Source organism: Risungbinella massiliensis, assembly GCF_000942395.1.
Lineage (GTDB): Bacteria > Bacillota > Bacilli > Thermoactinomycetales > Thermoactinomycetaceae > Risungbinella > Risungbinella massiliensis.
In genome coordinates, this window is record NZ_LN812102.1 from 337,313 (window position 1) to 351,032 (window position 13,720).

The window sequence follows — 13,720 nt, forward strand, 5'->3', positions numbered from 1 at the left end:
CTATTCGAGCTTCGTTATACGCTTTCCATCATTTGCTTGTCGAGATGCTCTAGTACAAACGGCCAAGCCTCATTATGCTGATCTCTCGACTTTACATCTGGGAAACCTGCATGGATAAGACGTAGTTTCGTACCTTTCCCAGAAGATTCGAGTTCCACTGTGACAATTGTCTCAGCCCCCATCGTTCCCCCTTCCCCAGTTACCCAAGTCATCTCCACAAGGAGATTACGTTCTAGTCTCAAGAATCGTCCATAGTGAGGATGACGCTGTACCTCACTATCGGTCTCAAATTGGTGGATCGTCTCAAAGAAAAAGACCGTATTGACTTCCCCCTCCATTAATACGGTTCCTGGCGCTGCAAACCAACGATCAAATTGCTTTGTCCAAGCTTGAAATAGTACGCTTGGTGATGATTCCATCATCCGTTCGACCTTTAAGTGAAATGGTCTTAATGAAATATCAGGTATTGTAATAGGCAATATCATTTATTTCTCCGCCCTTCCGTAGTAGTCAATTTAATATAATGATCGCCAACCAATAACATCTAACATTACATCTTTAATATGAAGATAACCATACAATGAGTTGAAGTGATTCAATAACCAACGCTATGGTTTAATAACTGCTATGTTCTTTCATAAAAGTAGCCTGAGGTCATCTCCTCAGGCTCTTCCTATATGAATCTTAGCGTCGATGTTCAATTAAATCGATAGCCCCTAAAACGATATGAGCTAAACCAAATCCAATAATCGAACCAGCGATCAACGGTCTCATGTTTCTCATATTACGTATTGCAATCCCTGTAGACGTTACAGCTGTTCCTAAAACTGTAGGGATTAGTCCTTCTCGTACGTATGCCATCAAAACATTCCCCCCGTCATATACTAAGATTCATTTCTTATCTTTTGAATTAATGGTTAGGTTATACCTTTGTTTTTAACTTATGTTTGGCTTACCATTTGTGACTTCAATCAATTTGATCGTTTTTGAACGAAAATGAATTATATTGATTGATAAAACGCTTTCATTCATGTATTATAAAAATACACCATTCGGAGGTGAGTAAATACGATTACTCAACAACGACATCAACATATATTGGAGTTATTAAAAAAACAGGGAGTCGTCAAACTGCAGGATCTCGTTCAAGTGTTAGAAACTTCGGAATCTACCATACGACGTGATCTGATTGAACTAGAAAAACACAACTTGCTCAAACGTGTCCATGGTGGAGCAACTCTACTTCATGCTAAAGGAACCGAACTTAGTATTAAAGAGAAATCCTCCAAAAACCTTCAGCAAAAAAGAGAGATTGCCATCTTTGCCGCTTCACTCGTCGAGCAAGGAGACTGCCTCTTCCTTGATGCTGGTAGTACCACATTGGAAATGATTCCACATCTTGCGAATAAAAACATTACGGTAGTAACCAATGGTCTCACTCATTTAGAAATCCTAATGGAGCAAGACATTCGTTCCTATATTCTCGGGGGGATGATGAAGCCTAGCACTAGAGCTATCGTCGGAAGTAAAGCAGTAGAATCTTTACTTCAGTACCGTTTTGATAAGTGTTTTTTAGGCACGAATGGAATTCATCTGGAGCTGGGATATACTACTCCTGATCCTGATGAAGCACTTATCAAGCGAACTGCACTTTCATTGTCTAGTCAAGCTTACGTAGTAGCGGACCACAGCAAATTTTCAGAGGTCTCCTTTAGCAAAATTGCCGAGATCCACGAATCACATCTAATAACAGATCATCTTCCAGAAGAACACCGGGAATCATATCGAACGAAAACCATTGTAATTGAGGTAGAAAACGGATGATTTATACTGTCACACTAAACCCATCTATCGATCTAATAGTACATGTAGAAGATTTACAACTAAATAAACTAAATCGGATGCAAAAAGAACAAAAATTCCCTGGTGGTAAGGGAATTAACGTTTCTCGAATCTTACAGAGAATTGGTGTAGATACCACTCCACTTGGATTCATTGGTGGATTTACTGGTCAATTTATTATGGATGCTCTTTCAAACGAAAACATCACACATGATTTTGTCCAGGTAGAGGGCGATTCGCGAATTAACCTCAAGCTAAAATCACTTGCAGGTGAAACCGAAATCAACGGCCAAGGGCCAGTCATTACTCCAAATCAATACGAGCAATTCCTGCAAAAACTAACGAAGTTAAAAAGCGGGGACACACTTGTACTTGCTGGTAGTATACCTAAAACGATACCTGTCGAACTGTATAAGGAACTCTTGCTGTCATACACACAACTCGGTGTCCGTGTGGTGGTCGACACAAGTGGTGAAGCATTGAAACGAGTGATCGATCATCGTCCCTTTTTGATCAAGCCGAATCATCATGAACTTGGGGAGCTATTTCAAACAACCTTTCATTCTATAGAAGAAATTATCCCATATGGAAAGCGCTTACAAGAAAAAGGAGTCGCCCATCTCATCGTTTCCATGGCGGATAAAGGGGCACTCCTATTTACCCAAAACGGCATCTATCAATCCAACGTCCCACAAGGTAAGGTAGTTAACTCTGTAGGCGCAGGAGATTCAGTAGTTGCTGGTTTTATAGGTCGACTCCAACAAACAAATGATGTAATCGAGGCATTCCGCTTTGGAATAGCAACAGGTAGTGCTACTGCCTTTTCACCAGACTTAGCATCAAAAGAGAAAATAGCAGAACTATATCCGCAAGTAGAGATTAAGAAGATAGGAGGAGAAATTATATGAGAATTACAGACTTACTAAAAAAAGATACGATTATTATGGATCTCAAGGCAAAAACCAAAGCGGAAGTGATCGATGAATTAGTTGATCAACTAGCTTCTGCAGATCGATTACATGATCGGGAAGAATTTAAAGAAGCAATCTTGGCACGTGAAGGTACAGGTACCACTGGAATTGGGGATGGGATCGCCATTCCTCATGCCAAAACGAAAGCAGTCAAAACACCATCTATCTGTTTTGCCAAGAGCGAACAAGGAATTGACTATGAAGCTCTCGATGGCAAACCAGTTCACTTTTTCTTTATGATTGCTGCTAGTGAAAGTGCCAATGACGATCACTTGGAAACACTCTCTGCTCTTTCCATGATGTTGCTCGATTCAGGGTTTCGCCAAAAATTAGAACAAGTGAAGACCGTAGAGGAATTCCTGGCTTTGATCAATGCGCAGGAACAAATAGAGGATGAAGAAGAACAGCACAAAGCAACCATAGACGAACCACAAACAGGAGAACTGATTCTTGCTGTTACCGCTTGTCCAACTGGGATTGCCCATACGTATATGGCTGCGGATGCCCTAAAGGCCAAAGCAGAGGAAATGGGGGTAACCCTAAAAGTTGAAACAAATGGTTCCACAGGAGTAAAAAATCAATTGACCGAAGAGGAAATTGAACGTGCAACTGCAATCATTGTGGCAGCGGACAAGCAGGTAGAAATGAATCGTTTTAAGGGCAAACACGTACTCCAAGTCCCCGTATCCCATGGAATTCGCAAAGCAGAAGAGCTAATCAACCGTGCACGAAATCAAGATGCACCTCGTTTCACTGGAAATGGCGAAACAGACAAAGAGAGTCCTAAGCAAGGTACAGGATTCTATAAGCATCTGATGAATGGTGTTAGCAACATGCTACCGTTTGTTGTCGGTGGTGGAATTTTAATCGCACTCGCTTTTGCCTTTGGCGGTATTGATGCTGAAGGACCGATTGCCGAAACATTGATGACAATTGGTGGCGATGGTGCATTCCATTTCTTAGTTCCTATTTTAGCTGGGTTTATTGCTATGAGCATTGCGGATCGACCTGGTTTGGCACCTGGTATCGTAGGAGGTTTTCTCGCCGCCGATGCTGGAGCAGGCTTTTTAGGTGGTCTGATTGCAGGTTTCTTGGCTGGATATATTATGGTTGGCTTGAAAAAAGTATTTCATGTTTTACCTCAGCAATTAGAAGGGATTAAACCAGTACTTCTCTACCCTGTTTTTGGTATCTTGATCACTGGTGTTTTAATGATCACCGTAATCAATGGTCCGGCCGTAGCGATAAATGAGGGGTTAATTGCCTGGTTGAATGGTTTAAGCGGAACCAATGCGATGATCTTAGGATTAATTCTAGGTGGAATGATGGCAGTCGATCTTGGTGGTCCTATTAACAAAGCAGCCTTTACATTTGGAATTGCTGCGATTGAAGCAGGGAATCTAGCTCCCCATGCTGCGGTCATGGCTGGCGGGATGATTCCACCACTTGGCATTGCACTTGCCACTACTATTTTTAAACGTAAGTTTACTGATCAAGAACGCAAATCGGGTCTAACAAATTATATTATGGGAGCTTCCTTTATTACAGAAGGTGCTATTCCTTTTGCAGCAGCGGATCCATTACGTGTTATAACCAGTTGTATCATTGGTTCCGCAATCGGTGGAGCACTCGTTATGTCATTTGGTGTTACGTTGCCTGCACCACATGGTGGGATCTTTGTTATTCCGCTTGTAAATCACCCATTACAATACATTGCCTCTATCGTAATCGGTTCTATTATTACCGCACTAGTTCTTGGATTATGGAAAAAACCGCTTAAGAAAGCAAAATAACGGAGACTTAGATCGTCATTAGAAAAAAACCAACTCAGTGATTTAACTGGGTTGGTTTTTTTCTTTAGAATCATTTTGATTTTGAGTTCTAAACCCATTCCAAAATTTTATATTTTCCCTTGTTATCACTATTTTGGTCTCTATTTAAAAACTGCAATCCCATCTCCCCATGTTTAATATCAAATTCTGGCTAAATGTTCAAGTTAATCATACTTATTCATACAGCTTATGACTTGTATACTATTCTTCTGTAATTTAATAATTCGAAAAAATGACAATATTATAATTCATAAGCTGAGTTATGATAATAGAGTAAATTTTTATTCATGTGATTTGATAGGAGGAGATAGAATGCAAAGATTTCTACAAAAGGCGTTTGCTACAACTGTAATGTTCTCACTGCTTGTACTTCCAACAACAGTAAGTGCTACAAGTATACACTCTGTTTCAATAAAATCAAAATCAGAACAAGTAAAAGCACTAACAAGTACCGAAATTTGTAATGCTCCAGTATCAACTATTCACTCTGAAACAAATATCGTGAAAAAAATACATAATAATCTATTCAAAAGAAAAGTAGAAACTGAAGAAAACTACCAAGCAGTACAAAAAGGAGCATGGGTAGTCGTATATAAAAATGGACAGCGCATTTATCATACAAAAGGTACTAAGCAAATCGGAAAGTTGCAAGACCTCTTCATTCTTCATAATGGAGCAGGTCCAAACTTTGAAGATGCACTTATTGCGGTCAAAAATCCACTAGTAAAAGATGAATACAAAGTTTTTAGTGATCTATGGGAAAAGTTTGATGACGGTACATATGATCAAAATAATGTGGATGCATATGATTCTGGTGTAATCAAGTTGGCTCCACAAAATAAAATTAGAAGCAAAACAGGTCATCACTATGCTTGCCAAGTTGGGAATAAAGTCGAGGTCTATTCTTTAAATAATTATGATGATATGAATAGCGGCTTTCATATGTCATATAGTGTAGAAGGCACTCTCCGCGGATTAATTATTCACAATTGTTGTCCATATGCAGTTGTTCAAAAAGCGAATGGTCAACTAGCTGTATTTGGCTTTGAACATCGCGCTCCTAACCCTGAAGTTCCTGTGTTTGATGAGATTACCGTAATCGATAATATAAAATAATTATCGAAAACAGAAAACCAGTAGAGGTTATACAAAATCCACCTCTGTTGGTCTTCTGTTATAGTCCTTTTTACCATCTTCCTTATTTATTTGATCTTACAACCCTCTAACTGCTAAAAAAGCAGGCAGTTCTTTGAGTCGAGTCGGTCGATATCCAGGACCACCACAACCACAAGACTGAAATCGAATTCCATAGTTATACAAAATCTCAATCACTTTCCATTGCTCTATATCTTTTTGTTTTGGGGCTTTAAAATCTAAGCCCATTGCATGTAAAGGGTTCCTACAGTCTGGACATAATGTAGCTTGATGATAGCGAAAGCATTTTCTACACTGAAAACAAGCATAGTGTTCTTTATAAGGTCCATACATCGCGTACCTACACATAAAAGACATTAATCACTCCTGTTTCGTTTCGAATAAAACTAAAAGTTTTCCATCATTCGAATAGACGTTACCTAGACTTGAACTTCTAAAAAATAACGTTTGGTCTTCTGGAGGAAACTGATCCACTTTCCTCTTAAAACTCATAACCAAAATACTACTATTCAAACATTTTTCTTTAGGGGAATAAATGTCTACCCCTAAAGAAACCTTCCTCGCCCGACGCAGATTCATCTCCCACTTTCGCTACGCTGAGAAGTGGGAGTATTCTCCGCTATAATAGATAAAAAATATTATTTCTGAGCCTCATCTTCAGTATCTAACTGTTTTACCCATACATTCATATCCTCAAAATCTCCTGCAATCTGGCTATTCTGGATCAATCGTCCACCATAATCATACCCATGTCGAGAGATCGCAATATTCATCCCTGGCGAAACCGCACGAGTAAGAGAAAATAAGTTTGGTACGTTTTCCTCCTCCATACGTTGCTCCAAATCAAAAATAATCGCACTAAGTAACCCTTTGCCGCGATGGTCTGGATCAGTGGCACAGTCTGTGATTTCCGCTGCTTTTTTTTCAGGAAACACATCCGCAGAAGCAGAGCTGACAATCTTACCATCTGCAGTCTCCACAATAGTGAAAAACACATGATCACGCATACATTTACGAATAAACTCAGGATCAAATATCGGAGTTGGATATGTAGAAAAAACTCTCTTATAAAGGGCACTCATTTCTTCAGCATCTTCGTCCTGAGCATGACGCAAATGGTAGCCAGGGGGTAACTTTGGTGCCTTTTTCCATTCTTCTTGTTTTAGAGCCTTATCTACAATATTATCTTTCTCTTGTTGCTTTTGTAAATTAGCTCGAGATTCTTCTAGAAAACGAGTGTATATGTATGCATCAGTCCCTTGGTGAAACCCCTGAATTACTGCTTCTAGATGAAAACCTCGTTGTTCTAGCAACTTTTGGTCTTCCTCTTTCGCATATATGCTCAATTTCCCAAGTTCATGTTCCTCAGCTAGCTCTTCCATTTCCGTTAACATGTCAGCAAGCTCCGAAGAAACATAGCTAATAATCTTTACTCTGCTATTATGTAGATCGATTTCAAGATTCTTTTGTGATTGATTAGACATGGATTCGCCTCCTTTAGCTTATCTCTATCCATATACCCAATAACGTAACAAAATATTCTTGATACCCTATACACTCTCTATTACTTGAAACATCCCATCAAAAAAGCAATAAAAAAACTGATCTCCTTTCATTGACCGAAAAGAGATCAGAAATCTGTTCCTACTCTTGTTCCAAGCTATTTACGGCTATATCACAATGTTCCATAGCAGATGCGATCGATAACAATGATTGCTCAATCAGTGCCTTGTTCTCTTGTTTTTCCACCGTATTAAGAGCGTTTTGCAAATTGTTTTTTGCTTGATTCAATGCATTTTGAGCATCTTGGCTATATCCACGTGCATTTTTTTGCATTGGAACACCTCCTTTGTGTTGGTACTCTAGTAGTATGTTAATTGCTTTTGGAATTATAGGTAGCAATATCTACTTGTTCTGCTTGCCCCAATGTTGATCGAGAAAATCGCGTATCTCGAGAACCGCTTTTCCTGCTTCTGGTAATACCCCACCTGTGATATGCCAGACATGCCACATCCCCTGCCAAATTCGAAGTTGCACATCTCCTTTAGCTTGCTCTATTTTTTTTGCTAATGTTACTGCATCATCAAGGAGAATTTCATCACTTCCTACCTGAATGAGTACAGGTGGAAGACCTTGCAGATCTGCATAAATAGGGGAAACATATGGATTGCGAAGATTGGACGGGTCGGTATACTGTAGGGCTGCTTCTTTGGCATCATCTGTTATCAACAATGGATCTAGTCTTGCGTTGTTTTGATGAGAAGCTCCAGAATGCAGTAAATCCACCCAAGGCGAGATACATGCTATAGAAGCTGGTAATGGGATCTGCCGGTCTCGTAACATCAAAGCAGTCGAAATACAAAGACCTCCCCCTGCAGAATCGCCAGCAAGAGCAATCTGTTTTGATGGAATTCCTTGATTAAGTAGCCACTGGTATGCATCGACTGCATCTTCTAAAGCTGCAGGAAAAGGATGTTCTGGTGCCAAACGATATTCCAGAAACAACAAACGCCTATCTGTTTTCTTGGTAATAGTGGCACACAAAGCACGATGTGTGAAAACCGAACCTGTTATATAGGCTCCACCGTGAAGATACAAAATAGTAGATTGTTTCTGCTCTGCATTCGATGATGGGATAAGCCATTCCGCATTTTTCCCATTGATCGAGACGGATTGCATTTCCACATCGCGTGTAACGGGAATCCGTTTCGCCATTTGGTCCAGTTTCGTTCGATATAATTTGATATTACGAGGGGTTCGCTTTTTCCATAAGGTTACCGACGCTTTTAAAGCTCGTTTGATAAGTCGCCCACGAAAACTAAGCATAGTCCACCTCTCATTCATTATCTTTAAGGTATCTTCTCCTTCAGCAACTATTCCAATCTACAACTAGAACATTTTGAATACGGTATAATAATTATTCATATTATTCCTTTTGAAAAAAGGGGGAACTAAATTGATCCCAAAAAAACTTCAGATAGGTGATCAGATTCGTGTAGTCGCTCCATCTCGAAGTCTATCTATTATGGAGGAAGAGAACAGATCACGAGCGATTGACGTCTTAGAGTCTTTCGGATTCAATGTCACATTCGGGAAACATGTGATGGAGAGTGATATGATGACTTCCTCCTCAATTGCCTCTCGAATAGAAGATCTTCATGATGCGTTTAGAGATCCTGATGTCCAAGCAATCTTAACAGTCATAGGGGGATATAATTGCAATCAATTACTCCCTTATCTCGATTATGATTTAATCCGGCAAAATCCCAAAATTCTATGTGGTTATTCCGATATTACCGCTTTATCCAACGCCATCTATGCTAAAACTGGACTTATCACCTACTCTGGTCCACACTTTTCTACCTTTGCGATGAAAAAAGGATTGGACTATACTCTAGAGTTCTTTCAAAAATGTCTAACCAGCACAGAACCGATTACTATCACCCCTGCTGATTTTTGGAGTGATGATCCTTGGTATCGCGAACAAGAGCAACGTACCTTTTATCCCAATCAAGGTTGGCACATACTTCAAGAGGGGAAAGCAGAAGGAACCATTATTGGAGGTAACCTTTGTACTCTAAATCTATTACAAGGTACACCTTTCATGCCGTCACTACGAGACAGTATCTTGTTCCTTGAGGACGATAGCTTGGTTTTTCCAGAGATTTGGGATCGTGACCTTCAATCTCTCTTGCAGCAACCAGACTTTAACGAAGTACGAGGAATCGTGATCGGTCGTTTTCAAAAAGAATCGCAAATGACGCGAGAAAAATTAGCGTATATTATACAAACCAAGCTGGAGTTATGTGGTATTCCCATTGTGGCAGATTTAGATTTTGGCCATACCACTCCCATATTTACTTTTCCAATTGGGGGGCAAGTCAAGCTTCATGCAGAAAATAGGAAAATTTATTTGGAAATTATATAACCAAACTATCCCTAGTCTAGCTTTCTAGGGATAGTTCCGATTATCTATAGGGAATAACTCAATAAAGGTAGCGTTCTACCCATAATAGACTGGGATGGCACTTCTTCCTTGTATTTAGCCCCCATACGTAGATAAAACGACTTCGCAAATGGGTCACTCTCTATTTCTATCTCCAGAATACCCAAATCTTGTGCCATCTTTGTCATGTGGTCCCAGAGCTGTTTGCCATACCCCTTTCCTATGTATGTAGGATCTACAAACAAATCTGTCAGTAAAGCACGAGTTGGATTGTTATCCAAGCCATAAAAACCGATAAACTGTTCATCTGAGGTAACTCCCAAATAAATAATATGATCTCGAATCACTTCTGGTGTTATGGTCAAAGCTTCACTACATTGCTCCATAAACTGCATACTATAGCCCCAATGTGACTTTGAACGAAAAGCAAGGTGTGTTAAAGTAGCTGCATCATTAGGTAATGCTCTATAAATTCGCAATATTCCCTCTCCCTTTCTTAGCTATCTTAAAATGGAGTTCTTTGATTGCTTCGTCTCCTATAAGTCCGAAGAATCGATATTTATCCTTTTGCTTAAAATAGGAACAGTCTCATTCAAAAGGAGTCTGATCCATGAACCACTTCCAACCCAAAACGATTCAACACTCCAAAACAATCAAAACCGAAATGGTCAAACCGCCTGATACTAATCAACATGATACTCTTTTCGGTGGACGGGTTATGGCGCTAATCGATGAAGCTGCTGCGATTTGCTCTACTCGTCACTGCGGATTCCCTACCGTGACTGCTTCTTTAGATTATATTCATTTCCTCAATCCTAGCTATGTCGGTGATATATTGACCCTCGAAGCTTATGTAGTTTGGACAGGGAAAACCTCCATGGAAGTCAAAGTCAGCGTTCATTCAGAAGATAAAATAACTGGTGAAAAGAAATTGACCACTCGTTCGATGCTGACAATGGTGGCGATAGATGAACATGGTAGACCAGCAGAAGTACCTCCTGTTTTACCTGAAACAGAGGAAGAAGTAGAGTGGCAAAAGCTAGCGTATGAACTCCGAAAAGAGCGGAAAGCACAAAAGGGACGATTTTTATAATGAAGATAAAAAGACCCGCTATTCATCATCAACACAAGAGCGGGTCCAATTTATATTATTCATTTCCATTGATCACAGACTCTACTGTTTCCAAATCAAGCGCTTCCATTAAAAAGTCAATTAAATGGACCGCTCGCATCTGTTCACTCAGACCAGCACGTTCAATCCCAAGTTTCATCTGTAAGAGACAACCTGGATTACTTGTTACTAATACATCTGCTTTAGTCTGTTGGACATGTTCCATTTTGTGATCAAGTATTTGCATAGACATCTCTGGTTGAACAAGACTATAGGTTCCAGCAGATCCACAACAACGATCAGCTTCGAATAGTTCTACATAATCTGCATTAGGAATAGAACGCAATATTTTTCTCGGTTCTAACGTAACCTTCATTCCATTTCGCAAATGACAAGAGTCTTGATAGGAAATACGAACAGGCTTTTTCAACTTGAGAGGCAACTGATCCATCCGCTCGATTACTAGCTCACTTACATCTTTCACGCATTGTTGGAACCACTTGGCATCCTCTGAATACTCTATATCCTCTTTTAACATATGAGGGTATTCTATTAATTGGGCTCCACAACCACCCGCATTGGAAACAATATAATCTACTTCTGCTTCCCGAAATACTCGGATATTTTGTCTAGCCAAATCTTGGGCGATCTTCTCTTCGCCTGTATGAGCATGCATCGCTCCACAACAGTTTTGACTATCTGGAAAAACAACTTCATAACCAGCTGCCACAAGGAGATGAACCGTACTTATATTGGTCTCGGTAAACATCACATCCATGATACAGCCCCGAAACATCCCCACTCTGGCGATCGGTTTTCCTTTCGGTTTAATGGAGAAACCGGTTTGAGCGTAGGAACCTTTGGTATCAATCTTAGGAAGAATTTTCTCCATTTGACTCATATGTTCTGGAAAAACAGCGGTTAATTTTAGTGTTCGTGCTACTTTTTGGAGTCCCGATTTTTGATAAAACGAAACGAGTCGCATACTATTACGGAGTTTTTTCGGACTAGGAATCAGCTCCTTAAGCAGTACTCGACGCAACGTTTTTTCTATCAAAGATTTCGGCTTATGCTCCGTAATGGATGCACGTGTTTGTTCCAAAAGTCTTCCATAAGTAACCCCTGCTGGACAAGCTGGTTCACATGCTCTACAACCAAGGCAAAGATCCATCTGATCCCGAAAAGCCTCATCAGGAGACATGAGACCATCTTGAACCGCTTTCATTAATGCGATCCGTCCACGTGGGGAAGCTGCCTCTAGTCCTGTTTCACGGTAAGTAGGACAAGCAGGAAGACAGAATCCACACCGCATACAGTTTGTTAGTTGGTCAGAGTCTAGTGTCAACTTCATCATAGAAGTCAGGTCTTTTTCGAATTCAGGAATTTTGGAATCATCAGGTAGTGTTACCCATTTGCGTTGATCTACGGTTTGGGACATGTGACCACCACCCTAGGACGCGTCTCTTTAGCAAACATTTTATCTGGATTCAAGAGGTTATCTGGATCGAATGCCTTTTTGATCCCTCGCAAGACTTCCATTCCTGCTGCTCCTACTTTCCACTCTAAGTAAGGAGCTTTTGCCATACCAACTCCATGTTCACCCGTAATCGTCCCCCCTAACTCCAAGGCTGCTTCAAAAATCTCCTCAAATGCCTTCTCCACACGTTGAATCTCTTCTTCATTTCGAGCATCAGTCATGCAAGTTGGATGAAGATTTCCATCCCCAGCATGACCAAAGGTACAAATACGAAGCTGATATTTTTGGGCGATTTCGCGAACACGCCGAACCATCGGAGCGATCGCAGCACGAGGAACTGTCGCATCTTCTAGGATGGTGGTCGGCATAGAACGTGCTAGTGCGGACAATGCAAATCGTCTAGCGGTCAAAAGTTGAGTACCTTCTTCATCAGATTGGGCGATTTGGACATGAGCAGCCCCCATCCGACGACAAATTTCCGCCATCTTCTCGATATCTTGATTCACTAATTCATCCGGACCATCTTGTTGCATCAGTAAAATCGCTTCCTTCTCTTTGGGAAGCCCAATCTTTACAAAATCTTCCACTACCTCCATCGTTCCTTGATCCAAAAACTCTAACGTACAAGGGATAATCCGGTTTTTAATGATCTCGGAAACCGTTTGTGCGGCTGCATCGATCTCATCAAAATGTGCGACCATGACTCGTCGCATCTCAGGCTTAGGAAGTAGTTTCAAAGTTGCCTCAGTGATAATCGCAAGCGTCCCCTCCGAACCCACTAGAAGCTTTGTAAGATCATATCCTGCAACATCTTTGGTTAACTTCCCGCCTGTTCGTATGACTTCTCCATTTGGCAACACCGCTTCTAGACCTAGTACATAATCTTTGGTTGTCCCATACTTTAATCCGTGGAGACCACCTGCACACTGGGCGATATTTCCACCAAGTGTAGAGACTACCATACTACCTGGATCTGGAGGATAAAAAAGTCCTTTTGCTTCCACTGCCTCGATAAACTGTTTGGTCACCAGGCCTGGTTGTACGGTAGCAGTTAGATTATCTTCATCAATCTCCAACAAACAGTTCATTCGAGTCATATTCATCACAATTCCACCTTGAACTGGAACAGTAGATGCTGCTAGATTGCTACCTGATCCACGACTTACAATGGGGATTTGATGTTTAGTTGCAATACGCATGATTTCTTGTACTTCTTGAGTGGTGAAAGGATATACAACACCATCTGGAACTGCTTGATACATTGGGGTTGCATCATAAGAATGCACGATCAAGGTTTGATTATCCATCGCAAAACGATCTGCAAGGAGTGACTTTAACGAGGAAATTGCTTCTTGATTCAACAGACAACTCCCCTTTCTATTTCTC

15 protein-coding genes are annotated in these 13,720 nt (G+C 40.6%); 6 read left to right on the forward strand and 9 right to left on the reverse strand.

Annotated elements, in window-relative coordinates:
- Positions 1 to 14: 14 nt before the first annotated feature.
- Both VJ09_RS02130 and VJ09_RS02135 read right to left on the reverse strand, forming a co-directional pair.
- Positions 15 to 485, reverse strand: a complete 471-nt coding sequence (locus VJ09_RS02130) for an SRPBCC family protein (protein ID WP_044640047.1) — start codon at positions 483 to 485, stop codon at positions 15 to 17.
- A gap of 199 nt (positions 486 to 684) precedes the next feature.
- On the reverse strand, positions 685 to 861 hold the full coding sequence (locus tag VJ09_RS02135) for a hypothetical protein (RefSeq protein WP_044640048.1): 177 nt from the start codon (positions 859 to 861) through the stop codon (positions 685 to 687).
- 210 nt (positions 862 to 1,071) lie between these two features.
- Here VJ09_RS02135 and VJ09_RS02140 point away from each other — a divergent pair, with 210 nt between their 5' ends.
- From VJ09_RS02140 to VJ09_RS02155, 4 genes are all read left to right on the forward strand, one after another.
- A complete protein-coding gene (locus VJ09_RS02140) occupies positions 1,072 to 1,824 on the forward strand; it encodes a DeoR/GlpR family DNA-binding transcription regulator (RefSeq protein ID WP_044640049.1) in 753 nt (250 codons plus the stop codon).
- Positions 1,821 to 2,750, forward strand: a complete 930-nt coding sequence (gene pfkB / locus VJ09_RS02145) for a 1-phosphofructokinase (protein ID WP_044640050.1) — start codon at positions 1,821 to 1,823, stop codon at positions 2,748 to 2,750. The genes VJ09_RS02140 and pfkB overlap by 4 nt, the downstream gene beginning before the upstream one ends.
- Positions 2,747 to 4,606 (forward strand): PTS fructose transporter subunit IIABC, encoded by a 1,860-nt coding sequence (locus VJ09_RS02150; protein ID WP_044640051.1) that lies wholly within the window; start codon positions 2,747 to 2,749, stop codon positions 4,604 to 4,606. Before pfkB ends, VJ09_RS02150 begins: the two co-directional genes overlap by 4 nt.
- Positions 4,607 to 4,957: 351 nt before the next feature.
- Positions 4,958 to 5,761, forward strand: coding sequence for a hypothetical protein (locus VJ09_RS02155; protein ID WP_044640052.1), 804 nt, complete (start codon positions 4,958 to 4,960; stop codon positions 5,759 to 5,761).
- A 96-nt stretch (positions 5,762 to 5,857) separates the two neighbouring features.
- Here VJ09_RS02155 and VJ09_RS02160 read toward each other — a convergent pair whose 3' ends face one another.
- The 4 genes from VJ09_RS02160 to VJ09_RS02175 form a co-directional block, all read right to left on the reverse strand.
- Positions 5,858 to 6,133 carry a hypothetical protein gene (locus VJ09_RS02160; protein ID WP_230199077.1) on the reverse strand — a complete coding sequence of 92 codons (276 nt, stop codon included), beginning with the start codon at positions 6,131 to 6,133 and terminating at the stop codon, positions 5,858 to 5,860.
- Positions 6,134 to 6,438: 305 nt separating this feature from the next.
- Positions 6,439 to 7,284, reverse strand: a complete 846-nt coding sequence (gene ablB / locus VJ09_RS02165; RefSeq protein WP_044640053.1) for a putative beta-lysine N-acetyltransferase — start codon at positions 7,282 to 7,284, stop codon at positions 6,439 to 6,441.
- Between the two features lie 160 nt (positions 7,285 to 7,444).
- The gene (locus VJ09_RS02170) at positions 7,445 to 7,636 is read right to left on the reverse strand and encodes a hypothetical protein (RefSeq protein WP_044640054.1); all 192 of its coding nucleotides are present in this window, start codon (positions 7,634 to 7,636) and stop codon (positions 7,445 to 7,447) included.
- Between the two features lie 69 nt (positions 7,637 to 7,705).
- The gene (locus VJ09_RS02175) at positions 7,706 to 8,626 is read right to left on the reverse strand and encodes an alpha/beta hydrolase (RefSeq protein WP_044640055.1); all 921 of its coding nucleotides are present in this window, start codon (positions 8,624 to 8,626) and stop codon (positions 7,706 to 7,708) included.
- 130 nt (positions 8,627 to 8,756) lie between these two features.
- Between VJ09_RS02175 and VJ09_RS02180 the strand changes: the two genes are divergently transcribed.
- Positions 8,757 to 9,728 carry a S66 family peptidase gene (locus VJ09_RS02180; RefSeq protein WP_044640056.1) on the forward strand — a complete coding sequence of 324 codons (972 nt, stop codon included), beginning with the start codon at positions 8,757 to 8,759 and terminating at the stop codon, positions 9,726 to 9,728.
- Positions 9,729 to 9,772: 44 nt separating this feature from the next.
- Here VJ09_RS02180 and VJ09_RS02185 read toward each other — a convergent pair whose 3' ends face one another.
- The gene (locus VJ09_RS02185) at positions 9,773 to 10,225 is read right to left on the reverse strand and encodes a GNAT family N-acetyltransferase (protein WP_044640057.1); all 453 of its coding nucleotides are present in this window, start codon (positions 10,223 to 10,225) and stop codon (positions 9,773 to 9,775) included.
- Positions 10,226 to 10,356: 131 nt separating this feature from the next.
- Here VJ09_RS02185 and VJ09_RS02190 point away from each other — a divergent pair, with 131 nt between their 5' ends.
- Positions 10,357 to 10,839: an acyl-CoA thioesterase gene (locus VJ09_RS02190; protein WP_044640058.1), complete on the forward strand. Its 483-nt coding sequence runs from the start codon at positions 10,357 to 10,359 to the stop codon at positions 10,837 to 10,839.
- Between the two features lie 55 nt (positions 10,840 to 10,894).
- On the opposite strand, the gene VJ09_RS02195 is transcribed toward VJ09_RS02190, so the two are convergent.
- Together VJ09_RS02195 and VJ09_RS02200 are read right to left on the reverse strand one after the other, a co-directional pair.
- Positions 10,895 to 12,295 carry a (Fe-S)-binding protein gene (locus tag VJ09_RS02195; RefSeq protein ID WP_052807172.1) on the reverse strand — a complete coding sequence of 467 codons (1,401 nt, stop codon included), beginning with the start codon at positions 12,293 to 12,295 and terminating at the stop codon, positions 10,895 to 10,897.
- Positions 12,280 to 13,698: an FAD-binding oxidoreductase gene (locus tag VJ09_RS02200; protein WP_044641526.1), complete on the reverse strand. Its 1,419-nt coding sequence runs from the start codon at positions 13,696 to 13,698 to the stop codon at positions 12,280 to 12,282. The genes VJ09_RS02195 and VJ09_RS02200 overlap by 16 nt, the downstream gene beginning before the upstream one ends.
- Positions 13,699 to 13,720: the final 22 nt, after the last annotated feature.